Source organism: Anisomitus miae (SeqCode), assembly GCF_054906395.1.
In genome coordinates this window covers 1-26603 of sequence record NZ_JBRACL010000003.1, presented here as the reverse complement: position 1 = coordinate 26603, position 26603 = coordinate 1, and the positions used below count along the sequence as shown (strand labels likewise).

23 protein-coding genes and 1 other RNA gene are annotated in these 26603 nt (G+C 30.1%); 19 read left to right on the top strand and 5 right to left on the bottom strand.

Features of this window, described 5'->3' with window-relative positions; translation table 11 throughout:
* Nucleotides 1-69: 69 nt before the first annotated feature.
* The 3 genes from AALI31_RS00620 to AALI31_RS00610 all read left to right on the top strand — a co-directional run bounded on the left by AALI31_RS00620 (nucleotide 70) and on the right by AALI31_RS00610 (nucleotide 3407).
* Nucleotides 70-984, top strand: coding sequence for a CPBP family intramembrane glutamate endopeptidase (locus tag AALI31_RS00620; RefSeq protein WP_489884590.1), 915 nt, complete (start codon nucleotides 70-72; stop codon nucleotides 982-984).
* Nucleotides 985-1211: 227 nt separating this feature from the next.
* The gene (locus AALI31_RS00615) at nucleotides 1212-2498 is read left to right on the top strand and encodes an alkaline phosphatase family protein (RefSeq protein WP_489884589.1); all 1287 of its coding nucleotides are present in this window, start codon (nucleotides 1212-1214) and stop codon (nucleotides 2496-2498) included.
* Between the two features lie 21 nt (nucleotides 2499-2519).
* A complete protein-coding gene (locus AALI31_RS00610) occupies nucleotides 2520-3407 on the top strand; it encodes a phosphatase PAP2 family protein (protein WP_489884588.1) in 888 nt (295 codons plus the stop codon).
* A 37-nt stretch (nucleotides 3408-3444) separates the two neighbouring features.
* Here AALI31_RS00610 and AALI31_RS00605 read toward each other — a convergent pair whose 3' ends face one another.
* From AALI31_RS00605 to AALI31_RS00595, 3 genes are read right to left on the bottom strand one after another with little or no spacing between them, the layout of a single operon-like run.
* Entirely contained in the window at nucleotides 3445-4161 is a 717-nt protein-coding gene (locus AALI31_RS00605) for an amino acid ABC transporter ATP-binding protein (protein ID WP_489884587.1), read from the bottom strand.
* Entirely contained in the window at nucleotides 4148-4798 is a 651-nt protein-coding gene (locus AALI31_RS00600) for an amino acid ABC transporter permease (protein ID WP_489884586.1), read from the bottom strand. Before AALI31_RS00600 ends, AALI31_RS00605 begins: the two co-directional genes overlap by 14 nt.
* Before the next feature lie 29 nt (nucleotides 4799-4827).
* Nucleotides 4828-5640 (bottom strand): transporter substrate-binding domain-containing protein, encoded by an 813-nt coding sequence (locus tag AALI31_RS00595; RefSeq protein WP_489884585.1) that lies wholly within the window; start codon nucleotides 5638-5640, stop codon nucleotides 4828-4830.
* 412 nt (nucleotides 5641-6052) lie between these two features.
* On the opposite strand from AALI31_RS00595, the gene AALI31_RS00590 reads away from it, so the two are divergent.
* From AALI31_RS00590 to AALI31_RS00580, 3 genes are all read left to right on the top strand, one after another.
* Nucleotides 6053-6754 carry a hypothetical protein gene (locus AALI31_RS00590; protein WP_489884584.1) on the top strand — a complete coding sequence of 234 codons (702 nt, stop codon included), beginning with the start codon at nucleotides 6053-6055 and terminating at the stop codon, nucleotides 6752-6754.
* Nucleotides 6755-6937: 183 nt separating this feature from the next.
* Nucleotides 6938-7186, top strand: a complete 249-nt coding sequence (locus tag AALI31_RS00585) for a hypothetical protein (RefSeq protein ID WP_489884583.1) — start codon at nucleotides 6938-6940, stop codon at nucleotides 7184-7186.
* A 118-nt stretch (nucleotides 7187-7304) separates the two neighbouring features.
* On the top strand, nucleotides 7305-11228 hold the full coding sequence (locus tag AALI31_RS00580; RefSeq protein ID WP_489884582.1) for a glycoside hydrolase family 2 TIM barrel-domain containing protein: 3924 nt from the start codon (nucleotides 7305-7307) through the stop codon (nucleotides 11226-11228).
* Nucleotides 11229-11292: 64 nt separating this feature from the next.
* Here the strand turns inward: AALI31_RS00580 and AALI31_RS00575 are convergent, their stop codons facing one another.
* Complete coding sequence (locus AALI31_RS00575; protein ID WP_489884581.1) at nucleotides 11293-11829, bottom strand: GNAT family N-acetyltransferase; 537 nt, start codon at nucleotides 11827-11829, stop codon at nucleotides 11293-11295.
* 182 nt (nucleotides 11830-12011) lie between these two features.
* On the opposite strand from AALI31_RS00575, the gene AALI31_RS00570 reads away from it, so the two are divergent.
* The 13 genes from AALI31_RS00570 to ssrA all read left to right on the top strand — a co-directional run bounded on the left by AALI31_RS00570 (nucleotide 12012) and on the right by ssrA (nucleotide 26064).
* Complete coding sequence (locus AALI31_RS00570; RefSeq protein WP_489884580.1) at nucleotides 12012-13076, top strand: BMP family lipoprotein; 1065 nt, start codon at nucleotides 12012-12014, stop codon at nucleotides 13074-13076.
* 150 nt (nucleotides 13077-13226) lie between these two features.
* Nucleotides 13227-14150 (top strand): type 1 periplasmic-binding domain-containing protein, encoded by a 924-nt coding sequence (locus AALI31_RS00565; protein WP_489884579.1) that lies wholly within the window; start codon nucleotides 13227-13229, stop codon nucleotides 14148-14150.
* A 319-nt stretch (nucleotides 14151-14469) separates the two neighbouring features.
* Nucleotides 14470-15477: a type I glyceraldehyde-3-phosphate dehydrogenase gene (gene gap / locus AALI31_RS00560; protein ID WP_489884578.1), complete on the top strand. Its 1008-nt coding sequence runs from the start codon at nucleotides 14470-14472 to the stop codon at nucleotides 15475-15477.
* Between the two features lie 78 nt (nucleotides 15478-15555).
* Entirely contained in the window at nucleotides 15556-17490 is a 1935-nt protein-coding gene (gene tpiA / locus AALI31_RS00555) for a triose-phosphate isomerase (protein ID WP_489884577.1), read from the top strand.
* 9 nt (nucleotides 17491-17499) lie between these two features.
* Nucleotides 17500-19032 carry a 2,3-bisphosphoglycerate-independent phosphoglycerate mutase gene (gene gpmI / locus AALI31_RS00550; protein ID WP_489884576.1) on the top strand — a complete coding sequence of 511 codons (1533 nt, stop codon included), beginning with the start codon at nucleotides 17500-17502 and terminating at the stop codon, nucleotides 19030-19032.
* A 41-nt stretch (nucleotides 19033-19073) separates the two neighbouring features.
* Nucleotides 19074-20369 (top strand): phosphopyruvate hydratase, encoded by a 1296-nt coding sequence (eno, locus tag AALI31_RS00545; RefSeq protein WP_489884575.1) that lies wholly within the window; start codon nucleotides 19074-19076, stop codon nucleotides 20367-20369.
* A 280-nt stretch (nucleotides 20370-20649) separates the two neighbouring features.
* Nucleotides 20650-21486, top strand: a complete 837-nt coding sequence (locus tag AALI31_RS00540) for a shikimate dehydrogenase family protein (protein ID WP_489884574.1) — start codon at nucleotides 20650-20652, stop codon at nucleotides 21484-21486.
* On the top strand, nucleotides 21487-21927 hold the full coding sequence (gene aroQ / locus AALI31_RS00535) for a type II 3-dehydroquinate dehydratase (protein ID WP_489884573.1): 441 nt from the start codon (nucleotides 21487-21489) through the stop codon (nucleotides 21925-21927).
* A 1-nt stretch (nucleotide 21928) separates the two neighbouring features.
* The gene (locus AALI31_RS00530) at nucleotides 21929-22708 is read left to right on the top strand and encodes a shikimate kinase (protein WP_489884572.1); all 780 of its coding nucleotides are present in this window, start codon (nucleotides 21929-21931) and stop codon (nucleotides 22706-22708) included.
* A 15-nt stretch (nucleotides 22709-22723) separates the two neighbouring features.
* Nucleotides 22724-22954, top strand: coding sequence for a preprotein translocase subunit SecG (secG, locus tag AALI31_RS00525; protein ID WP_489884571.1), 231 nt, complete (start codon nucleotides 22724-22726; stop codon nucleotides 22952-22954).
* A 98-nt stretch (nucleotides 22955-23052) separates the two neighbouring features.
* Nucleotides 23053-25128 (top strand): ribonuclease R, encoded by a 2076-nt coding sequence (gene rnr / locus AALI31_RS00520; protein WP_489884570.1) that lies wholly within the window; start codon nucleotides 23053-23055, stop codon nucleotides 25126-25128.
* Nucleotides 25129-25143: 15 nt separating this feature from the next.
* Nucleotides 25144-25611 (top strand): SsrA-binding protein SmpB, encoded by a 468-nt coding sequence (gene smpB / locus AALI31_RS00515; protein ID WP_489884569.1) that lies wholly within the window; start codon nucleotides 25144-25146, stop codon nucleotides 25609-25611.
* Between the two features lie 92 nt (nucleotides 25612-25703).
* Nucleotides 25704-26064, top strand: a transfer-messenger RNA (tmRNA) gene (gene ssrA, locus AALI31_RS00510).
* A gap of 283 nt (nucleotides 26065-26347) precedes the next feature.
* Here the strand turns inward: ssrA and AALI31_RS00505 are convergent.
* Nucleotides 26348-26569, bottom strand: a complete 222-nt coding sequence (locus tag AALI31_RS00505) for a hypothetical protein (protein WP_489884568.1) — start codon at nucleotides 26567-26569, stop codon at nucleotides 26348-26350.
* Nucleotides 26570-26603: the final 34 nt, after the last annotated feature.

Genomic DNA, 26603 nt, shown 5'->3' with positions numbered 1-26603 from the left:
TTTTTTTCTGTAGAAGTGAGGTTCGTCTTGCTTCTTTTCTTATTATTTGTTTATGTGAGGATTTCTTACATGTCTGGGTTTGATAGTACAGAGTTTATTACTAATGGATACGTTGATAGTAATTTTAAACCTAAGTTTTATATAATATTTCTTATTATATTTTCGATATACTATTTTTTTGCTCCTTTGTTGTCTCAGTTAGTTCTTTTGTTTATTGAGAATAATCTAGACATAGTTAGGGGTAGATTTTTTTATAGTTTATTTAAAAAGTTTTTTTTACCGTATGCTTCGATTTTTTTTATTCTAATTTTGTATGTGCTGTTTGTAGAAGAACGTAAGATTTCGTTTTTGTTTTTGAGTAAAAAACAAGGTTTTTTTTCTTCTTTTGTAAAGGGGACTATGTTTGCTACTTTGCTCCTTTTTTCTTTAATGTTTATGTTCGTTTTAGGAAATGATACTTTATCGGTGCGTTTAAACAGGGATTTTTTGTTTTTTTTTAATTTCTTTCAATTAGTTCTAGTGCTTATATTTACGTATTTGAAGGCTCTATTTTTAGAAATTTTGTATAGAGGATGGCTTATTAATATCTTAAATTTTAGATATAATGCTGTTATGGCGGTTTTAATGTCGGCTTTAGTTCCCGTAGTAAACACATTTGTGGAACATCGAAGGATTGGAATATATATCTTAAGTGTGTTTTTACTAAATATTTTTATTTCATTTGTTTTTCTTTTATACAAAGATATTTTTATTGTTACTTCTTTCAGTTGTTTATATGAGTTTTTTAAGAAATATATCTTAGCTATTGAGAATATAGATATTAATCTAAATCCGGTGTTTTATACCGTTGTAAATAATGTACGTTTGTATAATATAGAAAATAGTTATTATTCATGTGTGGTTTTTTTTCTGTTTATTTGTATGATACTTATTGTTTATAAGTATAAATATAGAGCTATTAAAAATGTAGGACAAGTTTTGTGATTAATATAAAATTTATTTTTAGTATATTAAATAGTTGAATTTTATATTAATATGTGTTATAAATGTAGTGTGCTTTTTAAAAAGCAGGATGTGTTGAGTTCATAATTCTAGAGAATGGAGATACATCTGAAAATTCCCCTCTCTACCACTCTTGAAAGGGTGGTAGAGCCCCTAGTTTTAGTATGTGTGTTTAAAGTTGATTTCTGGATTTGAAAAGGGTGATTTTTATGAAACAGCATGTTTTAGTCATATTCGTTAATTCTTTAATGAGTTCTGACTATGGTTTTTTAAATCAGTTTGATAACTTTAAGTATATTATCTCTAGTGGAGCTGTTGTAAAGAGGGTCTTTAATGATTATCCAAGTCTTAAATCTCCAGCGATTATTTCTGCCCTTACTGGAGAATTTCCCTGTAGCCATGGAATTTGTTTTGATAATTTTAATGTACGTGTTCGTAGGTATAGGAAAAAGTTTTACGAAGATATAAGAGTACCAACTGTATTGGATATGATTGGTAAATATGGTAATGAGGTTGCGGTTATTTCCTTGCCGGTTATGCAACGGGGTATGTTTAGGTATAATTTTAGTAAGATTGATTCTAGTAGGTTTAAGGATGTGATCGGTGGTATTTTATATGGTTCATCTGTTTATATGTTGAAAAATATTTTTAAGTATTCAGATGTCTTAAGGATAGGTGTTCAGCCTGAGAATGATAAATTTTCTTCGATATTAGCTATGGAACTGTTGGAGAGTCGCAAAGCTAATGTCATATTTATGGAACTTGATCAATTGTCTTACGTTAGAGGGAGATATTCTCAAAGTTCCGATGAACGTACGCTTGAGGCGATTGGAAATTTGGATCGTAAATTAGGAGATCTTTTTTCTTGGTGTGATAATAAAGGTATCTTAAATTCTCTTACTATGTTTATTGTTTCTAATGGTGGGATGTATGACCATAGAACTAGTATAAATATTAATTATGCTTTTTTAAAGAATGGATTTCTGAGTATGAGTAAGGGGAAAAGAGTTAAAGATTATATTGCTTATGCTCATTGTGATGGAGGAAGTTCATTTATATATTTGAAAAGACCTAATAGTATAAGTGATTATGGGAAAGTTAAAGTGTTTTTGAATGATTTTGCTAAGGAAAATTCTGAGTTTATATCTGATGTTTATGAAAGTTATGGGTACGATAGTTTAGATTTGAATAATTTTTCGTTTATATTGGAGGGTAAGCCGGGGTGTGTCTTTCAGGATAAGGTAAACGCAGAAGACTTTATTGAAAATATTGATATATTTAATTATCCTTTAAATTCTAATGTCAATAAATCTTTCTATGGATATTCAGGAAAGTATGAAAATTCGAATGGTTTGTTTATTGGTTATGGAAACAAAGTTAATGGAGGTATGTGTGTAGATAAATGTAATATTATTGATGTAGCTCCAACAATTGCTTCCTTTATGGATTTGCAATTTAAGAGTAGTGGTAATGTTGTAAGGGATATGAAAAAATAGTGTATTGGAGGAAATGTCAATTTGGAAATAATAAGATTTTTGCAGAGTTTTTCCTCTGATTTTTCGAATGTGTTAATGTTAATGGTTACTTATTTCGGTAATTTATATTTTTTGATGTTGTTGGTTTGCATAATTTATTGGTGCTACGATAAAGAAGTAGGGTATAAAATTGCAATTATCTTATCCTGCTCTGTGGTGTTAAATAATTTTGTGAAGTTGCTGGTGGAAAGTCCACGTCCTATAGGGATAGGTGATGTGTTGACTTTTGGAGAATACACAGCTACGGGTTATTCGTTTCCGAGTGGACATACTCAAAATGTGACGGTTTTTGGTACAAGCCTTTTTATACTGACGAGAAATAGATTAGTTCTTGTGTTAACTCCTATAGTTGCATTATTAGTGGGATTGTCAAGACTTTATTTAGGTCTTCATTGGCCAATAGATATTTTGGGTGGTTTTGTTTTTGCGTTGATAGTTTCTATGATGTTAAATGAGGTACTAATTAAGTTATCTACTACTAAAGTAAATATTCTAATTGGTGTCTTTGTTTTGGTTTTTTTAATTTTTATCGCATTCGTGAAAAAGTATGAAATGAGTCGCGATTACTTTAAATCTATGGGGCTTATTTGTGGTGTATATTTTGGTTCATTGTTTGAAAGTAGGTATGTGAATTTTTCGGCATCTGCCAGTAATATTGATAATGTAATGAAGGTAATTATAGGGATTTCTACAACGGTATTAGTAGATGTTTTATTTACGTACTTATTAGGTGGAATTTGGTTTGGATCGGTAGTAAAGTATTTTGTTATTGGTTTCTGGATTATGGGGGTTATTCCATTTATATTTAAGTTAAGTAATTTATACTATAAGGAAGCGTACGAAATAATTAATGTAAAATACAGAAAATAGAAGCCTAGATTATTAAAGATCTAGGCTTCTATTTTCTTTAAAGCACTTTACTTAAAAATTCTTTTGCTCTGATGCTTTTTGTATTATTGAAAAACTCCTGAGGAGAATTTTCTTCGATTATTTCTCCTTTATCCATGAAAACTATACGATCTGAAACTTCTCTTGCAAAGTTCATCTCGTGAGTTACTATTATCATTGTCATATTTTCTTTTGTAAGTTCTTTTACAACCTGTAAAACTTCTTTGACCATTTCAGGATCTAAGGCAGAAGTAGGTTCATCAAATAATAACACATGAGGTTTAATAGCTAAGGATCTTGCAATTGCTATTCTTTGTTTTTGCCCTCCAGATAGGGTTGAAGGATAGGATTCTTTTTTGTTCAACAAGTCAACCTTTTTAAGTAAATCAAATGCTATTTCATATGCCTCTTCTTTTTTCATATTTTTTACTTTAATGGGCCCAATAGTTATATTTTCAAGTACAGTCATGTGAGGAAACAAATTAAAATGTTGAAATACCATTCCTATATTCATGCGAAGTTTATTTATATTCATATTATTTATGTTCGTTCCCTCGAAAATTATTTCTCCAGTTGACGGAATTTCAAGTAGATTTATGCATCTAAGTAATGTACTTTTTCCAGATCCACTAGGACCTATGATTGATATTACATCTGCTTTATTTATGGAATAAGATACATCTTTAAGCACGTGTAACTTGTTGAAATACTTATTTAAATTTTTAATTTGAATCATTATGTTTATTTAATTTCCTTTCAAAATGATGAATTAATTTTGAAATAGTGAATGTTATTAAAAAATATATGATAGCAGCAACCAATAAAGGTTCGAGAGTTAAATAAGTTAAGCTCCTTATTTGATTTGCTTTATACATGATGTCAGCTAAACCTATATAAGAGACAATAGCTGATTCTTTTATTAATACAACAAATTCATTAGCCAATGCAGGAAGTATATTTTTAATTGCTTGAGGGATTACCACTAATTTCATAGATTGATAATGAGTCATCCCAAGACTTCGAGCAGCTTCCATTTGACCTTTATTTATAGAAACTATTCCTGCTCTTATTATTTCAGATATATATGCAGCACTGTTTATGGAAAGTGCAATGGTAGAAGATGTTATTTCTGTCATATTTATTTTGAATCCATAATGTATTATTATGAGCTGTACAATAAGAGGAGTTCCACGTATAGCTTCTACATATATAGAAGCTATACTCCTTAAAAATTTATTTTTAGAAATTTTTAAAATACATACGACAAGTCCTAAAAGTGTCCCAAATATAATTGTTAAAATTGCTAAAAGTAATGTAATCTTAATCCCATCAATGTAAAAAGGATAGTATTTTAATAAAAATTCAAAATTCAACAATGGTCCTCCAATTTTAAAGCAGTGATCTATTTATTACTTTCAGCGAGTTCAAGTGCCTCGTTGAAAAACTCATTTATTTTATTTTGACTCATTAATCTAGATAAAGTTTTATTAATTTCATTTAAAAGTTCAGATTGATTCTTTTTAACTCCAACAGCAGAACCTGTTTCTACATTTGAGTTTAATTCTTCAATATCTATTATTGTTAATTCAGGATTAGTTTTAACATACTGTTCTGCAACAGGATTTTCTATTACGATAGCGTCAATTTTATTTGATAATAATTCAAGAATTAATTCAGGGACTCTAATTAATGATTTAATTTTTGAATCTTTAAGTTTTTCTTGTGCAACCTTATCTTGAATGCTTCCTAGTAGAACACCTATATTAAGATTTTTTAAATCATCAATAGAAGTTATTGAGGATGCATTTTGTTTCAAGGTTACTACTACATTTTTAGCTGTATAATATACATCAGAGAAGTCAATACTTTTCTTTCGTTCTTCAGTTGGCGATATCCCAGATATGATTATATCTACATTATTTGAATTTAAGGCATCTAAAAGTCCTGAGAAATCTAAATTTTTTGTAGTTAATTTAACTCCTAGGTCATCAGCTATTTCTTGTGCTATTGAAATATCAAAACCAACAATAGTTTCGATTCCGTTATCTCCTATAATTGGAAATTCATATGGAGGATAGTCAGCCGAAGTACCCAATACCAATTCTCCATTTGTTTTAATTTTTTCAAGTTTATTTTCATTCGATGTACATGATATCAAAAATATCGGAAAAATTAAAACACTTAGAATAGTGAACGTTCTTTTAAATAACTTCATTATTGTAAAAACTCCTTAACAAATCAAAATAATAATGTATAATTATACAGATTGTAATATGCATATTCAAGGATATATTGAAAAAATAATTATTGATATTAAATTTAGTTTTATGTATAAATGCTCGAGTTATTTGTTGAAATTTTAGGATAATGTGTTACATTGATTTGGATTTTTATATTTACATATTTAATGAAATTCTTTATGATGTTTTACTGTGTAAAAATTTTATAATATGTTATTGAATTTAAATCAGCATTATTGAATGATAGCAAATAATAGTTTTGACATACAGATATATGGTTATAGGAAAAATAAATTTTGTGATTTAGGATATTGAGATTATTGGAGATGTAAATATGGTATAATACATTAGTTGAGTCTGAAAATATTTTCAAAATAGGGGAAAAATATGAATTATTTTTTAAAGTTTAAGGTTAAGAAAAATGAATTATTTTGGACATTTGTTGTAACTTTTTTGCTTGTGTCTCTTGCAGCGGTTATGTTTCTTTACAATAGATACATTATATACGTGAAAAATTTAGAAGCCTCTTATGTTAATTTATCAAGTCATTTAAACTATACATATAGAGATAGATTTTACGGAGATGTTAAAATAGGTTATGATGTAAACACAAATACATATATAGCTGATGTGGATTTTTACATACCGAATCAAAAATATACGTTTAACTTATCCTCTAGAGGTTACATAATAGGTGATGGATATCTACATAACAATAAGGATAATTTAATAAGTCATAGATTCGCACGCCAGTTAAAAGAAAGTATTATAGAAGATTTTAAGAGCGAGTTTCCAGAAGTATTTAAAGTTTATGTTGAGATGCAGGTTTTGAAAGATAAATATGATTATAGAACTTTTTATAGTAAGGATATTAATGAGCCACATGTAGTGCACATATATTTAACTTCTAAAGGGATAATGTCTGAGAAGAAATTTTTGGAAAAGGTTGATGAAATAGGTAAGTTTCTAGTTGATAGTGGATATAAAAATTTGAACAATGTTCATGTAAATTATATGGTTAGAAAAGAGGCACCAGCACTTTATTATAGATCTATAGATTTTACAGAGTATACTGCCTTAAAAAAATAAATGTATATTAAAGGTGAATTTATTTAAAGATAAATGATGGTTTTTTAAACTTTAGTTTTGTCAGATTTGTTTAATTATAGTTTTATGGTATACTTTTAGTTCAATGTATATTTGTAAAAAATAAATAACATAATCTATAATATACATAAGTTAGTTAGAATTTTATTTATAGGAGGAAGTTTTATGAAAAGAAATAGTAAGTGTACTATAATTACCATTGCGTCAGTTGCTAGCATAGCGTCTGTTGGGGCACTTGCAGGAGTTATTTCTAAAATTTTAAAGAAAAGTTTAATTAACAATTTAAATAATAAGGGATTCAATAAGTTTAATGGGCGTGAGAAGTGTTCACAGAATTCTTGTTCGGGGAATTCTTATGATGAAGTTTTAAGGCATAGGAAAAATAGATATCATCAAAGAGTTAGAGCGTATTAGTGTTGAAAAGGCTTACCAAAATTTTGGTAAGCCTTTATTTTTGCTATAGTAATAAAAACGTTGTTAGTGAGAAACAATAAAACCTGTGAGTTTATTTTTATAAGGAAGGTATACAATCTTGTTAGATATTAGGAGAGCAAATAGGGGAGTAGTTGTTTTAATTATACTTAGTTTGGCTTTAGGATTTTCATTTTTTTGTTATCATAAATTTAAAGATTTTAAAGAGGTTATTAAAACATCATCTAGAGATGGTCTAGATGTACCAAATATTTTTGTAGAATTTGATGAATGGAAAAATAAAGTAGATATTTTCCAGATAAATAGAGAAGGTGCTAGAAGTTTTTTTATACCTTATCCTAATTTCGGAGAATTGTTTATGGATGTAAAAGATGATCCATTAAATAGCGTTAAAATTAAAGACTCAGATAACGTTAAAGTTTTAAATGGTAATTGGAAGTTTTCCATAGCGTATAAACCTAAAGATAGAAATCAATATTTCTTTAGGGATGATTATGATGTTTCAAATTGGGATGACATAAAGGTTCCAAGTAATTGGCAAATTGAGGGATATGATTATCCTATATACGTAAATTTTAGATATCCTTGGACTGGTTATGAGAATCTTGAACTTTACAAAGCACCTGAGATTTTTAACCCAGTTGGAAGTTATAAAAGAATGTTTAATTTAAATGAAGACTGGATAGGAGATAAAATATATATATCTTTTCAAGGAGTTGAGTCTTGTTTATATTTGTGGATAAATGGACATTTTGTTGGATACAGTGAAGATAGTTTTTCTCCTAGTGAATTTGATATAACAGATTTTGTAATACCTGGAGAGAATTCTATTTCTGTTCAAGTATTTAGATGGAGTGATGGGAGCTTTGTTGAGGATCAGGACTTCATAAGGATGAGTGGCATATTTAGGGATGTTTTTTTGTATAGAACTCCCAAAATTAATATACGGGATTTTGAAGTGATGACAGATTTAGATAACAATTATTTAAATTCAGATCTTAATATTAATTTAAATGTTCTTGATCATGAGAATACGAATAAGCCATTTTATATATTTTCATTTTTATTCGATGACAAATGGAATCTGGTAAATACTCAAAGTAGTCAAGGTGATTTTGACGAAAGTTATACATACAAAGATGGTATCGTTCAAAGTAATTTAAATATTTTGATTAATGTGGATAATCCAAAGAAGTGGTCTGCAGAAGATCCAAATTTATACAATTTGATACTTGTTTTAAAAGATAATTCATATAGGGAAATTCAAGCAGTGCATACTCGAGTAGGGTTTAGAGAATTTGAGATTAAAGGAAATCAAATGTGTATAAATGGGAAAGCTATATTATTCAAAGGAATAAATAGACATGAAGTGCATCCTTTAAAAGGAAGAGCTATATCAAATTTTGATATGGAATTTGATATAAAAGAAATAAAGAGAAATAATATTAATGCTGTTAGAACTTCTCATTATCCGAATAATCCTTATTTTGTAAGTTTATGCAACGAGTATGGAGTGTATTTAATTGATGAAGCTAATCTCGAAGCCCACGGAGTAGAGGGAGAAATTCCAGGTAATAATGAAATTTGGAGAGCACCGTGTTTGGATAGAGTCATGAGCCTTGTAGAAAGGGATAAGAATAATCCATGTGTTTTAATATGGTCTCTTGGGAATGAAAGTGGAGGTGGTGAAATATTTAAATATTTATATAATTACGTTAAAAATAGGGATAAAACGAGGATTGTACATTATGAAGGGGAGCATGACGAATATTATGCAAGTGATATTGTGAGTAAGATGTATGTGAAAATTGATGATATAAAGCCACAAAGTGAATATATGAAGGGGAAACCGTATGTCTTGTGTGAGTATGCACACTCTATGGGTAATAGTGGAGGTAGTCTAAGTAAGTACATAGAAAAATTTGAAAATATAGAGAACGTTCAAGGTGGATTTATATGGGATTTTATTGATCAGTCGATATACAAAGATACTCCTAAAATAGGTAAGCTAAGCAGTAGTTCCAATTTTTTTGAAGGTAGATTCGAAGGATATATAAAAGAAGGATATAGAGGAAATGGATATAGTGGATCCATTGTTTATGATGAATTTAAATATGTAAAACTAAACGAATTCACTTTGAGTTTTAAGGTAAAACCTAGTGTATATGAAGGAGAAGGATGTATTTATTTTAAAAAGGGTAATGAGTTTGTAGTGCGTGAAATTACAAATTATAAAAATTCAAATAATAGAGTTTTAGAATTTTTTATCAGAGATAATTCCTATGATGTTGCATCTATAGTTCATATTGTCCCAGAAAATTGGATAGACACTTGGCATGAAATTGTTGCCTGCTATGACGGGAAACTTATGAAATTATTTTTAGATGGAAGCGTAGTTGGTGAAAGGGGATTCTTTGGAGGAGTTGCTTACTTTGGAGACATTCTTCAGGTAGGAGGAAATAGTAATGAAAATCATTTTGAATCTATGAATGCAATCATAGATGAAATTAGGTTTTTTTCTAAGATTGTGGAATTAGACGACATTAGTAAATACAGAGGACGAAATAATTTAATCTGGGTTGACTTTGACAGTGAGAGTAAATTTTTAGAATTGAACAAAGATAAGTATAAAAAATACTTAGCTTTTGGTGGGGATTTTAATGATGCACCTAATGATTCGTCTTTTTGTGCAAATGGAGTATTACTGAGTAGTAGAAAATTAAAACCTCAAATGAATGCTATAAAATATGCATATAGGAGTATAGAGATTTATGATAAAGACATTTTAAATGGTGAAATACTTATAAAAAACAAAAATTTATTTTTAAATTTAGATAAGTACACTTTAAAATGGGATTACTTAGTAGATGGTAAAATTGTAGATGGAAGTTCTGCTATTATAGATCTTTCTCCAATGGATAGTAGAGTTTTTAAGATAGATGACATGCATAAGGTTATTGGGTTAAGTGGAAGAGAATTTTTTATTAACTTTAAAATGATTTTAAATGAGGGTAATTTATGGGCAAACAAGGGTTTCGAAGTGTTTTGCGAACAAATAAGCATACCAATAGATACTTTAACTGTTGAAGCGAATTTATTATCAGTAAATGGACAGGAATTTGAGGTTAAGGTAAATGAAGGTAAGATAGTACTTACTTCGGATGAATTTAATATTCAGTTTGACATTAAAAAGGGAAGTCTTTTTAAATATATGTACAGAGATGAGGAACTTATATCAAACCCAGTATTAGTAGATTTTTGGAATCCATTAAATGATAATGAACGACTGTCACAGATATATAATGATGTTAAGTTTTGGAAAGATATATCTAAGGGATATGATTACAGCGGTTACGATATATATGTCGATGGCAAAAACATAGTTATAGAATTTCAAAAAACACTATATGATCTATGTAATTCAGAGCTTATAGTAACTTATAAGATAAGTGAGTACGGAGATATTAACGTAACTTTATTTGTTGATCTGATGAGCTATGGAATTCCACATGCCAGATCGGTAGGATTTAAGATTTTTTTACCAAAAGAATATAACCAAATCAAATTTTATGGTAGAGGTCCATTTGAAAATTACAATGATCGAAAAGAAGGAAGCTCAATAGGAATATATGAAACGAATGTAGATAATCAATTTACTCAGTATATAAGACCTCAAAGAACAGGAAATTTAACAGATGTAAGGTGGGCATATTTCCACAGATGTAATGATAACAAGGGAATACTTTTCACAAGTACAAGACATGAATTTTTACAAATAAATGCATCAAAATATGATGATAATGAGTTTGAGAAGAATCACGAATATCAAATGGAAGAATCTCCATATACCATAGTTAATTTAAGATCTAAGGATTATGGAAGCACATTTGAAACCTTTAACGATAGGATAATCGATTACATAGGTAATGGGTCAGAGTATAGAGTATCGTTCACTATAAGCGTAATGAACGATTCGATATTACCAGAAAATATCTGGAATAGAATTTTCTTGAAAGGACTTTGATAATTCATCAAAGTCCTTTTCGAGTAAGGTTTTCTTTTGTAAATCAAAAAAACTTAAATAAAACTTATAGGTCATTGAAGGACTTATAACATTTAAATTTAGTTTTATCCAATTTATAAACAAGCTTAAATGCATTTGAATCTATGATCATAGACACAAAATCAAATTTCATTTTACATTCTAATATGTGTTTTGACACTAAATTGTTTTCATCGATTAAGGAATATATCCTACTTATATTTGTTTTTGAGAAGACAAAATCTACCATACTAAAAATAGCCTCGATTGCAAAATTATTATTTCGATATTTTTCAGATATCAAGTATCCTAACTCGTTTACAAGATCTTGACTTATATATCTAGGAACAATATGTATAAGACCTACTATTTCAAAATTTTGCTTCAAATGTACTGAAAAATATCCAAGTGAATTAAATAACTTAACTTTTTCGTTGAACGAGAGAAATTTTTTAATATGATGTTTAGAAACGTTCTTAGGAATAAGAACACTTAACGATATATCCTTCAAGTATTTAGCTATGTAAGTCAAACTCACTTCGTTGATTGGTGCCATTACTAGCCTTGCAGTTTTTATATTCATAAAATATACTCCATAAAAAACGATGTGAAGAGTAGTTCGTTTCGTAATACACCACGATACTCTAATGATATTACAAATAGTATCAAAAGACAATTAAAATTTCCTAAAAACATAATTTAGTAATGTAAATTTGTGATATAATGCAGTTGAATTAAAATTAGGTTTTGGGAGATTTTAAGTTTATGGTAAAGATTCGTATCATTAGGGTATACATTTTGCTATTTTTATCTATATTTTTAGTGGGATGTGGTACAATTTCTACTAGTAATAATGTCGGTATTAATGAGCAAAATAGCTTTCATGTAGGACGAATTAGGGTAGGAATGCTTGTAAGTGGAGCAGGATTGAGAAATGGGTCTTTTAATTACTCTGCTTATTCTGGTTTAATGAAAGCTAAAGATGATATGAATATAGAATTTCAGATACTTGAATGCAGGCAAGAAAGTGATTTCTACACACACATGTATAGAATTTCTCAAAATAGTGATGTAGTAATTGCTATAGGTTATGAGTTTAAAGATGCAGTAGATATTTTTTCGAAACAAAATCTTAACGTGAAATATGTAATTGTTGATGAAGAATTGAATGGGAGTAATATATATAATATTAAATTTAGAGAAGAAGAGGGATCATTCTTGGCTGGTGTGTTGGCAGGTTTATATACGAAGACGAATAAAGTTGGATTTATAGGAGGAGTTGATAATGATATTTCAAAGAAGCATGAAGTTGGTTTTATTGCGGGTGTTAAGAGTGTGAATTTGGAAGCAGGTAAATTATTGGAAGAAGGAATAACATCTGAATATATAGGAAATCTTCCAGATCACTCGGAAGCATATGAAATATCAAAATCTATTTATGATTATGGTGTAGATATAATATATTATGCATCCGAATATTATAGTACTTGGGTGTTTGAGGCTGCTAAAGAAACGGGGAGTTATGTAATTGGTGTAAATCAAAATCAATTAATCGATTTATCTGAATATTCGTCCACCATATTAACTTCAGTGGTTAAAAGTTTAGATTTTGGGATATATGACTTTATAAAAAAATATTTAGATAATGGGTTTAAATCTGAAACGGTTGAATTTGGGATTAAGGAATATGGAATTTATTTGTATGAGGATATGCAAGATAAGATACCTCAGAACATCTTAAATAAGGTTGAAGAATTTAAAAATAAAATAATATCTAATGAAATAGTTGTACCTAAAACAATTAATGCACTAAAGGGATTTAGTTTTTAAATAGAGTTTTAAAAGGTTAATTATATACATAATATAATAATTATTATTTTAAAGTTAGATTTTGTTTATTGGCGTAAAGTTTTGTTTTACGTGTGTAGTTAGATTTATTGAAATGTGAAGAGTAATACTTGTAGATTTGGGGAGGGTTATATGAAAAAAATATTTGTACTTATTTTTTTGATTTTAATTTTAAGTATTAAATCTTGTGCTAGTGCAGAAAAACAAGTTATATTTATACGTGGAGATAAGTTAAATGCAATTGGAGAAATTTCTTTTCTTAACGTTATTAAGGATTCAAACGTTAATTTTAAGGAAATTATATTGAAAAATGAAGAAGAGTTTTCGAATTATGTGGAGGCAAATCTTAATTCAAAGAGTGGTAAAGATAAATTATTCATTGTATCTAGTATATTTTCAAATGTACTATTGAATGAAAGTTATAGTAATTTAGTATACATAAATGGCAATAAAGATGATGTAGTTGATTTTAGAATTGACCAAAGATATGTAAGTTACATATTTGGTGTTATTAGTGGGATGCTTACAAGAACTAACGAAATTTCCATTGTATATTCAGATGATATGCAGGATTCTTTTGATAATGTTTTAGCATTTATTTTGGGAGTCAAAAATGTTAATCCTAGAGCGTACGATATGTTGAAAAGCTATGAAAATGTATTAGATATAGATTCATTAGGCGAGGTAGAGAATATTGTATCTGCGATCATAGATTTTATGGATAGCAATAATTCAGATATAGTTTTTTATTTAGACAATGAATTCTTAAATAATGTTTATGATATTTTTGAAGATAATATGAAATCTATAGTTACTTTAGAACGTTTTGGAGAAAATATATTTTTAAATATCAAATACAAGTATGATGAGGTAATAGAAGATGTTTTTAAAGGTAGGACGAAAACGTATTTTATAAGTTTAGTTAGTGGGTTAATTAATATTGATTTAAAGAATTTACCTGAAGATGTGAGAGATGTGACACAAAATAGTTTAAGTGAAGTATTTAATAATAGTATTATTTTCCCTACAAGTATGAAAGAGTTAATAAGATATTAAATTATACACTTATTATAAAACCATGTAGTTTATAATACATGGTTTTATTTTTTATTTTCAAACTTTAAATTATGTTTTATAATCGAGATGGTATTGATAAACAGTTGAAGTTAAATATATTTTATGTGATATTTTTGAAATTGTAATATTTATGGGGTTTTTAGTTTTATTGAGTTGTTGTACAATTAACACGGATAGGTTAGTTTTTGAGATTTGTACGTATATAAAATGTGCAAACTTAAATAGTTAAGAATATTTTTAACATATTCGTTAAAAATATTGTTATATTTTAAATGATAATATTTTGGGAGGAATTCTGATGGTTAAAATAGGGATTAATGGTTTTGGGAGAATAGGTAGAAATGTGTTTAAGGCATTGCTTGAGAATTATGAAGGCAAGCTGCAAGTTGTGGCAATAAATGATTTGACTGATGCTAAAACCCTCGCTCATTTGTTGAAGTACGATTCTCTTTTTGGTAAATTTGAAGGTGCGGTTGAGGCAAGAGAGAATTCTATAATAGTTAACGGAAATGAAATAAAGATATTTGCGGAAAGAGATGCATCTAGTATTCCTTGGTCAACTGCTGGATGTGAAATCGCGATTGAGTCAACAGGATTTTATACTGATGCTAACAAAGCAAAGGCTCATATCTCTGGCACCGTAAAGAAAGTGTTGATTTCTGCACCTGCTACAAACGAAGATATAACAATAGTTATGGGTGTTAATGATGATAAGTATGATTCATCGAAGCATAATGTGATATCTAATGCATCTTGTACAACTAACTGTTTAGCTCCATTTGCTAAAGTTTTACATGAGAAATTTGGAATTGTAAAGGGTCTTATGACAACAGTTCACTCTTATACAAACGATCAAAAAATATTAGATGCTCCTCATAAAGATTTGAGGAGAGCGAGAGCTGCTGCCGAATCTATGATACCAACAACCACTGGTGCAGCTAAAGCTGTTGCATTAGTATTACCAGAGCTTAAGGGTAAGTTAAACGGGTTTGCTTTAAGAGTTCCTACTCCTACTGTGTCTTGCACTGATTTGGTTGCTGAGGTTTCCAAAACTGTGACGGTAGAGGAAGTTAATGCTGCTCTTAAACATGCTGCTGATGGAGAATTGAGAGGAATTCTTGGTTATGAAGATGAACCATTAGTTTCAATGGATTTTAGAAAAGATAAGAGGAGCTCAATAATTGATGCTTTGTGCACAATGGTTATTGAAGGGAATATGGTCAAGGTCGTTTCATGGTATGACAACGAGTGGGGTTATTCAAATAGATTAGCCGATTTAGCTAATTTGGTTGGGGATAAACTGTAGGATTTTATTTGAGGAAGGCTGGTTTTTTACTTTTAGATCAGCCTTTGGTTGATATTAGGTTTTTTAGAGGTGAGATTTATGACTTTTAATAAAAGAAGTATAGAGGACGTTTCTTTAAGAGGTAAGAGGGTATTAATGAGATGTGATTTTAATGTGCCTATTATCGATGGGAAAATAACTGATGAAAGCAGATTGGTAGGAGCAATTGATACTATTAAGTATGCAGTTGAAAATGGTGGAAAGGTTATACTTTGTTCTCATTTAGGAAAAGCTAACGGACCAGATTCATCTAAAAGCTTGAGGATAGTTGGAGAGAGATTGTCAAATATTTTAAATTTGAATGTTAAGTTTGTTCCAAGTGATGTGGTTGTGGATGATAATGTAAGAAAAACAGTTGATCTAATGCAAGATGGAGAAGTAATTCTAATTGAAAATACTAGATTTAGACCTGAAGAGGGTAAATGTGAAGATTCATTTTCGCGGGATTTAGCTTCTATATGTGATGTGTATGTGAATGATGCATTTGGTAGTGCACATAGAGCTCATTGCTCAACTGTGGGTGTTACTAAGTTTGTAGATGAGAGTGTATGTGGGTATTTAATACAAAGGGAGCTTAAGTTTTTAGGAGATGCCGTTTTAAATCCGAAAAGGCCTTTTGTAGCTATTCTAGGAGGGGCTAAAGTTTCAGATAAGATAAATGTAATAAATAATTTGCTTGATAAGGTTGATACTTTGATCATTGGTGGAGGAATGGCTTATACTTTTTTGAAATCTCAGGGATATTCAGTAGGAACGAGTCTTGTTGAGGAAGATAAGTTGAGTTATGCTAAAGATATGCTTGAGAAGGCAAAATCTAAAGGAGTTAATCTGCTTTTACCGATTGACCACATTATTGCAGATAAGTTTGATAATGATGCTAATAGAAAAAATACTTATGATCAGAATATAGAAGATGGATTTATGGGATTGGACATAGGTGTTGAGACTTGTAAGTTATTTTCAAAGGTTTTACATGGAGCTAAGACGATTATATGGAACGGGCCTATGGGAGTTTTTGAATTCTCCAATTTTAACAAAGGCACTATTGAGGTTGCTAAGGCTATGGCTAATTCTGATGCAATGACTATAATAGGTGGTGGAGATTCGGCAGCAGCTGTTAATATATTAGGATTCGGAGATAAGATGACGCATATATCTACAGGTGGTGGTGCTTCTTTAGAATTTTTGGAAGGTAAAGTACTTCCAGGCATAGATGCATTAGATAATAAGCGAAAAGTTATTATAGCTGGAAATTGGAAGATGAATTTTTTAGTTAAGGATACTGAAGAATTTTTAAGCGACTTTTCGAGTAAGGTCAAAGATGTTAAACATGAGATTGTTGTATGTCCTCCATTTACTTCTCTTCAAAAGGCAAGTGATATTTTGAAAAATTCCAATATTAAACTGGGTGCCCAAAATGTTCATTTTGAGGAGAGTGGAGCTTTCACAGGGGAAGTTTCACCAAAGATGCTTAAGGATTTTAATATTGAGTATGTGATAGTTGGACATAGTGAGAGAAGAAATTATTTTAATGAAAAAGATGAGGATATTAATAAAAAGATAGTTACATGTTTGAAGAATGGGCTTACTCCAATAGTGTGTGTAGGGGAGACTTTGACTGATAGAGAATCTGATAATACTGAGAAATTATTGAAAAGTCAGATAGAAAAGGCGTTTTTTGATATTTCAGATTGTGATGCTAAAAGAGTTGTTGTAGCATATGAGCCTATTTGGGCTATTGGAACAGGGAAAACTGCTACCAGTGAAGATGCAAATGACACGATAGGTTTCATTAGAGATACTATAAAAGATCTTTATGATGTTGATGTTTCTAATAGTATATCAATATTATACGGGGGGTCAGTGAAACCAGATACCATAAAAAAACAAATGTCCATGGAGAATATAGATGGAGCTCTTGTTGGAGGAGCTAGTATGAGTGTTAGAGATTTTGAGTTAATTGTTAAGTTTTAGGAGGGAAATATGGCAAAAAATAGCTGTATTTTATTGATATTAGATGGATATGGCGTTTCCACCGAAGAGAAGGGGAATTCTATAAAGAAGGCAAACACACCAAATATTGATAGGATTTTTGAATCTTATCCCAGTACAACCTTATACGCAAGTGGTTTGAATGTAGGTCTTCCTGAAGGTCAAATGGGGAATTCTGAAGTAGGTCATTTAAATATTGGAACTGGAAGGATTGTTTATCAAGAGTTGACAAGAATAACAAAATCCATACATGATGGTGATTTTTTTGATAATAATTCCTTTAATGAAGCTATTGAAAATTGTATAAGAAATAATTCTGATTTGCATTTGATGGGAGTTTTATCCGATGGTGGTGTGCACGGTCATATAGATCATTTAAAGGCACTTTTGAAGCTAGCTAAAGATAGAGGTATAAGGAATACTTATATTCATGTATTTACTGATGGTAGAGATGTTTTGCCTACCTCAGGAATTAAGTATTTGCAAGAAATAGTTGATTACATAAGGGGTAATTCGTACGGTATAATTTCAACTATATCAGGTAGATACTATGCCATGGATAGAGATAAAAGATGGGATAGGGTTCAGAAGGTTTACGATGTTATAGTTAGAGGAATTGGAGATAAGAATTTTGTAGATTATCCAGTAGATTTTGTAAAAGGTTGTTATAATAAAGGAATAACTGATGAATTTATTATTCCAACTGTACTGTGTGAAAACGGTAATTTGAAATCAGGGGATTCATGTATATTCTTCAATTTTAGACCCGATAGGGCAAGACAATTAGCCCATTCTATAGTAAATAAGAAGTTTGATAATTTTGATGTTGAAGATATTAATGTTGTTTTTGTGTGTATGACATTATATGACAAACTTTTGGAAGGAGTTTTGGTTGCTTTTAAACCAGAGACTCATTCTAATACATTCGGAGAATACTTGAGTGCTAATGGTAAAACACAGCTTAGAATAGCTGAGACTGAGAAATATGCTCATGTTACATTTTTCTTTAGTGGAGGAGTAGAGCAACCTTATGAGGGTGAGGATAGGATTTTGGTTCCATCTCCTAGTGTGAAAACTTATGATTTAAAACCTGAAATGAGTTTACCAGAGCTTACAGATATATTAGTTGAGCAAATTACTTCTAGGAAGTACGATTTTATAGTGTGTAATATAGCGAATCCAGATATGGTTGGTCATACTGGTAACTTTGATGCTGCAGTTAAGGCCATTGAAGCTGTGGATGTGGCTTTAGGGAAAATAGAAAGTAAGGTAATTGAATTTGGAGATAGTATGTTTGTAACGGCTGATCATGGTAATGCTGAGGTAATGATTGATGATAATGGTGGACCTATGACCGCTCATACGTGTAATAAGGTGCCTTTTGTTTATGTCTCAAGGGATTCTGATGGTGTTAAATTAAATGAAGATGGTAAGCTTGCTGATATAGCACCAACTATTCTGAGTGTAATGAAGTTAAGCATTCCTCAAGAGATTACGGGTAATAACATCTTGATTACTAGATAAATTTAAATAAGTTATTTATATTGAAAATGGAGGGTTATATTATGAAAAATTATGTGGAGATAGTTAATATTCATGCAAGACAAATTCTTGATTCTAGGGCTTTTCCAACTGTTGAAGTTGAGGTGACTCTTGAAGATGGTACTGTTGGAAGAGCAGCGGTTCCTTCAGGAGCATCTACAGGAGAGTATGAAGCTGTTGAATTGAGAGATGGTGATATATCAAATTATGTTGGTAAAAGCGTTCTTAAAGCAGTGAATAATGTAAATACTACTATAGCTCAGGCTTTAGAAGGTTTAAATATATTTGATCAAGTTAAGATAGATACTACTATGATTGAGCTTGATGGTAGTGAAAATAAGGGGAATTTAGGTGCAAATGCAACTCTTGGAGTTTCTTTAGCTTGTGCTCAGGCAGCTGCTAATTACTTAGGAGTAGCTCTTTATCAATACATAGGAGGATGTAATTCTAAAGTTTTACCAGTTCCTATGATGAACATTATAAATGGTGGAAAGCACGCTGATAATAATGTTGATCTTCAAGAATTTATGATAATGCCAGTTGGTGCTAATTCTTTTTCAGAAGCATTAAAGATGTGCTCTGAAATTTATCATTCCTTAAAAAAATTATTACATGAAAAGGGTTTGTCTACGGCTGTAGGAGATGAAGGAGGATTTGCTCCTGATTTAAAATCTAATGAAGAGGCTATACAAATTATATTAGAGGCTACAAAAAATGCTGGATATGAGCCAGGAAGAGATATATTTATAGCTCTTGATCCTGCGTCATCCGAGTTTTATGAGAATGGACACTATAATTTAGCAGGAGAAGGTAGACTTTTAACCTCTAGTGAAATGGCAGATTTTTATGTTGATTTGGCTAATAAATATCCAATAATATCTATTGAGGATGGTATGGCTGAGAATGATTGGGAAGGATGGAGTATTCTAACTACAAAATTGGGAGATAGAGTTCAACTTGTTGGGGACGATTTGTTTGTTACAAATGTTAAGAGATTATCAATGGGAATAGAGAAACGAGTTGGGAATTCAATTTTAGTAAAAGTAAATCAAATTGGTACTTTAACTGAAACATTAAATTCAATTGAAATGGCACAAAGGGCAGGGTATACTGCTGTAGTTTCTCATAGATCAGGTGAAACAGAGGATACTACAATTGCTGATTTGGTTGTAGCTGTGAATGCAGGTCAGATAAAGACAGGTGCTCCAGCTAGAAGTGAAAGAGTTGCAAAATATAATCAGTTGTTGAGGATTGAGGAAGAATTGGGTTCTATGGCTGAGTATAGAGGTATTAATGCTTTTTATAATTTAAAACGATAGAGGAATTAAGTTGATCTATATTTTAATTTTTACGGTTTTATATTGACCTTAGGTTAGTAATTTTATAAAAAAGGATATGTGTTAAGCATATCCTTTTATATTGAATAAAAATATAATTAAAAAGTTATACTTTCTATATACTAAGAATTAGATGGCTGAAGATTAAAATTTATTTATTTTCATTTATATTTATGGTATTATCTTTAAAAGAGATGCTTACTTAGGAGTTTACTCAGAGTAAATTCATTAAATATACAATAACGTTTTCAAGGAGATTGTAATGGGTTTTATGATTAATTTTGAGCAATACTCTGTTATAGGAGATCCAGTATGTCACAGTATTTCTCCTTTTTTACATAAGGTTATTTTTGATTATTTTGGTGAAAAAAATAAAATATATTCAAAGCTTAGAATAACTTGTGATGGGCTTGTTTACAATTTTAGTTTGCTTAAAAGCAATTTTAAGGGATTCAATGTAACAGCTCCACATAAAGGAAATGTTATAAAATATTTAGATAATTTAGATGAATTTTCGAGAAAAATCGGTAGTGTTAATACAGTTAAGATCGTAGATGGTAAATCCTGGGGATATAATACGGATTTGTATGGATTTTTAAAAGGACTAGGGGATTTTAAAGATAAGGTTGAAGGTAAAGATGTTTTGGTATTAGGAAGTGGTTCGACATCTAAAGTTGTTATCAGTGCTTTGATAGATAGTGGAGCTAATGTTATAGTTACAGCTAGAAATTTTGAAAAGTTGATGTGTTTAAAGCAGTTTATGTTAAGTATTTATGATGAGTGTAGTTTAGATATTATGGCTTTTGAAAAGGTTCAGGGAGAGTACTTTGGAGTTATAAATACCACAAGCTTGTTGGGGGATTTTAATATTTGTGGTTTTAAGGTTTCTGATTTTGTGTATGATGTAAATTACGATGTGGAAGATACAACAGATTTTTTGTATAGGTTTTCGAATAAGGATGTTTGTATGATAGACGGGAAGGATATGCTTTTTTATCAGGCTATACGCTCTCAGGAAATTTGGAGAAATGAGAGTTTCAAAGAAGAGGATATTCTAAATATTTACGCTGAATTTAAAGAGTTGTTCTTGGAGGATTAATTGAAAAAAATATTCGTAATAAATGGTGCTAATTTAAATTTTTTGGGTGTACGCCAAAAAGATATTTATGGATATGAGAGCCTAGATGAAATTAATTCTTACATAAAGTCTGAAGGTATGAGGATGTCAATGTATGTGGACTTTTATCAGAGTAATTGTGAGGGAGATATAATTACTAAAATACAGGATGAGTGTGAGAATTATGATGGTTTTATAATAAATGCAGGAGCATTTTCTCATTATAGTTATGCTATATATGATGCTATTCTTTCTGTTAATAAAAAATTTGTTGAGGTGCATTTGTCTAATATATTTTCAAGAGAGGATTTTAGGAGAAGAAGCGTTGTATCCGGAGCGTGTGTTGGTCAAATATGTGGTTTTGGTAAAACTTCTTATGTTTTGGCACTTCATGCACTAAAACATATATTTACAGAGGTTTAGTATGGATTTAGAAAGCTATAGAAATAAAATTGAAAGTTGTGATTATAAACTGCTTAGAATTTTAGAGCAAAGGTATAATTGTGTGCTTAAGATTTCTAATTATAAGCATAAGTATGGGAAGCCAATTTTGGATAAAGATAGGGAGAATGTTATTCGTCAAAAGTTTTTAGACAATATGCGACATACCTATTTTAAAAAATATAATGAGAAAGAATTTCAAAATGTAATAGACTTCTTACTAGAAATTAGTTGTAATATACAGTATAAGAAGATGTATAAGAGGAATATAGTTTTAATTGGATTTATGGGATGTGGTAAAACAACTATAGGTAGGATATTATCAAAGAGAATAGGTGTTAAGTTTATAGATACTGATTATCAGATTGAAAAAAGGGTAATGCTAAAAATAGGTGATATTTTTGCTAAACTTGGCGAAGAATACTTTAGGAAGGTAGAAAGTCAAATAATAAAAGATGTATCTGAGGGATTTTATGGAGTTATTTCTACAGGTGGAGGAAGTGTTCTTAATAAGTCTAATGTCAAGAATTTAAAATCCTGTGGTAAGATTATATATCTTAGGTCTTCAGCTGAGAATATTTTGTATAATCTAAAAAGGAGCACTAAAGTTAGACCAATGCTTCGTCAAAATCTCAATATATCTTATATACAAAAGTTTATGAAGTCTCGTAGTGAGGTTTATAATAAAGTTAAAGATTTTGAGATAGATGTAGATAATCTTTCTATGGATCAGATTATTTACAGTATAACAAATCTAATGTAGGTGGTGATTTTTGTAATGGGTGCAATTCTCTATACCATACAGTTTATAGCTGTAGTAGGACTTTTAATACTTATACTTGTCCAACCTAGTAAGGCAGATGGACTCAAAGGTTTTATGACTGGAACGCAAGAGACTTTTTTTAATAAGAATAAATCGAAAACTAGAGAGGCGAAGCTTGTAAAATGGACAGTCATATTTACAATATTATTTGGAGTTAATACTATTTTAATTGGAGTATTGTTGTAAGCGTTTGTTTAATAGAAACTTTATTTAGATTTAGTATTTAAATAAAGTTTCTAATTTTTTATTAGGGGGAAATAACTTAAGTTATTTTGTAAAATGTTATGATTGAAAAAATACTAAGGACTATATTTATAGACGGTAAGGAATTAAATTATAAAGAATTCCTCAAATATTTGAACACGTCTGATAAAACAGGTTTTAATAAATCTTTGAAAGATCTTGAAAAACAAAAAATAATCTTTAAAAATAAAAATGGGAAATACGTTAAACATAAAAATGAAAGTACATATTTCGGTGTATATGAGGGAACAAAAAAAGAATTCGGGTTTCTCTTAATGGAAAATGAAAGAGATATTTTTATATCAGGTGTGGATTCTAAGGGAGCTGTGGATCTAGATAAGGTAATTGTTAAACTTATTAAAGAAAGGTGCAGTGAATCGAGAAAAGTTGGTAAGGTCGTATATGTCATTGAAAGAAATAGTAAAGAGATAATTGGAAAGTTCCGAAATTCTAAAACCTTTGGTTTTGTTGTTCCTAGAAATTATAATATAAATTTTGATATTTACATTCCAAAGAAGTTTAAAATGAAAGCTAAAGATGGAGATATGGTTGTTGTAAATATTCATAAATGGTTTGATTGGAATAAGAATCCAGAAGGAAGAATAACAAAAATACTAGGAAATGAAGATAAAAATAACATTGATGTTTTGATATTAATGAAAAAATATAAATTGTCTAAGGAATTCGGTGAAAAAGTTCAAAAAGATATTGGAAAAATAAATTATAAAATAACTGAAGATATGGTTAAGGATAGGAGAGATTTAAGAAGCTTAAATATAGTTACCATAGATGGACCTGATGCTAAAGATTTAGATGATGGGGTTTATGTTGAAAAGATTGGTGAAAACTATAAATTGAGTGTACATATAGCAGATGTTAGTAATTATGTAAAATATGGAACAGCTTTGGATAAAGAGGCTTTTAAAAGAGGTACATCCATTTATTTAATTAATGATGTTGTGCCTATGTTGCCTAAGGAGTTATCGAATGATTTGTGTTCCTTAAATCCAAATACTGATAAATTAACTCTAAGTTGTGAAATGGTAATAGATAAAAATGGAAAGGTTTTAAATTATGATATCTTTGAAAGTGTAATAAATTCAAAGTACAGGATTACATATGATGAAGTTCAAAACGTTATAAACGGTAAGGAACATACACTCCATGATATAAAGGACATGTTGTTTAATATGAATGATTTGGCAAAAATATTAAACAGTCGAAGGTATAGGGAAGGTGCCATTAATTTAGATATTACCGAATGTAAAATTGTCTTTGATAAAGATAACAAAGTAGTTGATGTACTTCCTTTTGACAGGAGTTTTTCCCACCAAATAATAGAAGAGTTTATGCTCCTGTGTAACCAAACAATAGCTAAACATATATATTTTCTCAACTATCCTTTTACATATAGAATTCATGAAGAGCCTGATAGAGATAAGATTTCTGATTTAGTCGATATTCTTAGTACTTTGAATTATAGTCTAAAGGTTAAAGATAAGGTTTATTCAAATCAGTTGCAAAAGGTTTTAGATTACTTTAAGGGAAAAGATGAAGAGGTATTTTTAAGTAAGATTATACTTAGAAGTATGGCTAAGGCAAAATATTCTCCAATTTGTAGTGGTCATTTTGGACTTAGCACTAAATATTATTGTCATTTTACATCTCCTATTAGAAGATATCCAGATTTAGTTGCCCATAGAATTTTAAAATTAATTATAAAAGGTAAAATTACGAATAAGCTGTTAGCCAAATTAGGGGAAGAAATACCATTAATATGCAATAATTCATCTTTGAAAGAAAGGGAAGCAGAAGAGATAGAAAGAGAAGTTTATGATATCAAAAAGGCACAATTTATGAATGGCAAAATTGGAGAAGAATACACTGGAGTTATATGTTCTGTCACTAGCTTCGGATTCTTTGTTGAACTTAAAAATACTGTTAGGGGACTTGTGCATATTAAAGATTTGATAGATGATAATTATTATTTTGATGATATGAACATGACTCTTATTGGGTACGATACTAAGAAAATTTTTAAAATTGGTATGAGGGTTAATGTAAAAGTGAGTAATGTTATAGTTGATATTAGTGAAATTTATTTTGAGCTTGTATGAAGAGGTGATAAAAATATGAAGGGAAATAAAAAATCATCAACAGTTACTCAAAATAAAAAAGCGTTTCATGATTATTTTATAGAGGAAGTTTATGAAGCGGGAATTGTTTTAGTTGGCACAGAGGTAAAGTCCATAAGAAATGGAAAGGTGAATTTAAGAGATGGATATGGGGTTTTTAAAAATGGGGAGTTGTTTATAATCAATATGCATATAAGCCCCTATGAAAAGGGAAACATATTTAATAGAGATCCTCTTAGAGATAGAAAACTTTTGATGCACAAAAAGGAATTAGATAAATTATTTGGTAAAAAAAACCAAGAGGGATATACTCTGGTTCCGACTAATATGTATTTTAAAAATGGAAAGATAAAGGTGAGTCTTGCACTTTGTAAAGGTAAGAAAAATTATGATAAAAGGGATTCGATGCTTGAGAGAGAACATAAGCGAAATATTGACAGAGCTATGAAGGAAAGGTACTCTTAAGATTTGCTTTTTGAGAAATTTTCGATATGTTTATTACAAGAATTGAAAAATTACTTTTTAAATGGTATACTCATCGTATCTTTTAAATTTATGGGGGCGTATTTTTGGTTTCGACGGGGGTATTGGGATCTTTAGATAGCGAGTAGAGTTTTGTAGAATCTCTTTAAAAATCTACAGAAAAAAGTAAACGACAAAGATTTACAATTACAAGCTGCTTAATTAACAGCAGCTTCATTCTATCTATGAGTCCTACGGCATAGATTAGGGTGTCAAATTTTTGTAGGTAAACGAGTCCTGATAAGCTTTGCTCAGGAAACGGAATTTTTATGAAGCTACTTTAGATAAATTTTGTTTGTGAGAGTTATTTAAAGGAAATTTTATCACAAACTACACTCGAAGAAGTTTAAAGATAACTGCTTTCGGACAGGGGTTCAACTCCCCTCGCCTCCACCATAACTGAACCGACAGTTGATACAATTGTCGACTGTCGGTTCGTTATTTTTTATGCGGAAAACCGCTGTCATATCAAGGCTTTTTCATTTGCCAATGCACCCATTGAGCAACAAGCCCTCAAAACAGGAAATTCGTTGCTATCGTTGGACTTTTGCCCGCTGATAATCGGCTTTTTCGCGTTGTAAAGAACCCGATATCGTTAGATTTATATACTGTGGGTGCATATCAAAAGATAAGAGAAAAGGGCTCGGAACTTGGGACATTCCCCAGGCTCCGAGCCGTTTTACATCTGCTCCGTTATTTCAATTCCGCTTTTGAATGTAAAGGTCACCGTCTCGTCTGCGTAAACTGTGGCATGATCGACTGACGCCAGCCAGAGGTCATCATCGAATTCAATGGGCATCTCCGATTGCTCTGTAAGCATCGCTGCAAACGCACTGATGCGGTCATGCTGTTCCTTCCGGCGCTGCCGTTCTGATTCCAACGCTTCATACTGCTTTTCCATTTTCTCATACCAATTTTAAAAATTTTCTTAGTAT

What these genes read in the sequence shown, in the direction of transcription:
- AALI31_RS00595 (WP_489884585.1), bottom strand. Translation starts at nt 5,640, where the DNA reads ATGAAGTTATTTAAAAGAACGTTCACTATTCTAAGTGTTTTAATTTTT.
- AALI31_RS00590 (WP_489884584.1), top strand. Translation starts at nt 6,053, where the DNA reads ATGAATTATTTTTTAAAGTTTAAGGTTAAGAAAAATGAATTATTTTGG.
- AALI31_RS00540 (WP_489884574.1), top strand. Translation starts at nt 20,650, where the DNA reads ATGGGTTTTATGATTAATTTTGAGCAATACTCTGTTATAGGAGATCCA.
- gpmI (WP_489884576.1), top strand. Translation starts at nt 17,500, where the DNA reads ATGGCAAAAAATAGCTGTATTTTATTGATATTAGATGGATATGGCGTT.
- AALI31_RS00530 (WP_489884572.1), top strand. Translation starts at nt 21,929, where the DNA reads ATGGATTTAGAAAGCTATAGAAATAAAATTGAAAGTTGTGATTATAAA.
- AALI31_RS00615 (WP_489884589.1), top strand. Translation starts at nt 1,212, where the DNA reads ATGAAACAGCATGTTTTAGTCATATTCGTTAATTCTTTAATGAGTTCT.
- eno (WP_489884575.1), top strand. Translation starts at nt 19,074, where the DNA reads ATGAAAAATTATGTGGAGATAGTTAATATTCATGCAAGACAAATTCTT.
- AALI31_RS00620 (WP_489884590.1), top strand. Translation starts at nt 70, where the DNA reads ATGTCTGGGTTTGATAGTACAGAGTTTATTACTAATGGATACGTTGAT.
- smpB (WP_489884569.1), top strand. Translation starts at nt 25,144, where the DNA reads ATGAAGGGAAATAAAAAATCATCAACAGTTACTCAAAATAAAAAAGCG.
- AALI31_RS00505 (WP_489884568.1), bottom strand. Translation starts at nt 26,569, where the DNA reads ATGGAAAAGCAGTATGAAGCGTTGGAATCAGAACGGCAGCGCCGGAAG.
- rnr (WP_489884570.1), top strand. Translation starts at nt 23,053, where the DNA reads ATGATTGAAAAAATACTAAGGACTATATTTATAGACGGTAAGGAATTA.
- gap (WP_489884578.1), top strand. Translation starts at nt 14,470, where the DNA reads ATGGTTAAAATAGGGATTAATGGTTTTGGGAGAATAGGTAGAAATGTG.
- AALI31_RS00585 (WP_489884583.1), top strand. Translation starts at nt 6,938, where the DNA reads ATGAAAAGAAATAGTAAGTGTACTATAATTACCATTGCGTCAGTTGCT.
- AALI31_RS00570 (WP_489884580.1), top strand. Translation starts at nt 12,012, where the DNA reads ATGGTAAAGATTCGTATCATTAGGGTATACATTTTGCTATTTTTATCT.
- AALI31_RS00575 (WP_489884581.1), bottom strand. Translation starts at nt 11,829, where the DNA reads ATGAATATAAAAACTGCAAGGCTAGTAATGGCACCAATCAACGAAGTG.
- AALI31_RS00565 (WP_489884579.1), top strand. Translation starts at nt 13,227, where the DNA reads ATGAAAAAAATATTTGTACTTATTTTTTTGATTTTAATTTTAAGTATT.
- AALI31_RS00605 (WP_489884587.1), bottom strand. Translation starts at nt 4,161, where the DNA reads ATGATTCAAATTAAAAATTTAAATAAGTATTTCAACAAGTTACACGTG.
- secG (WP_489884571.1), top strand. Translation starts at nt 22,724, where the DNA reads ATGGGTGCAATTCTCTATACCATACAGTTTATAGCTGTAGTAGGACTT.
- tpiA (WP_489884577.1), top strand. Translation starts at nt 15,556, where the DNA reads ATGACTTTTAATAAAAGAAGTATAGAGGACGTTTCTTTAAGAGGTAAG.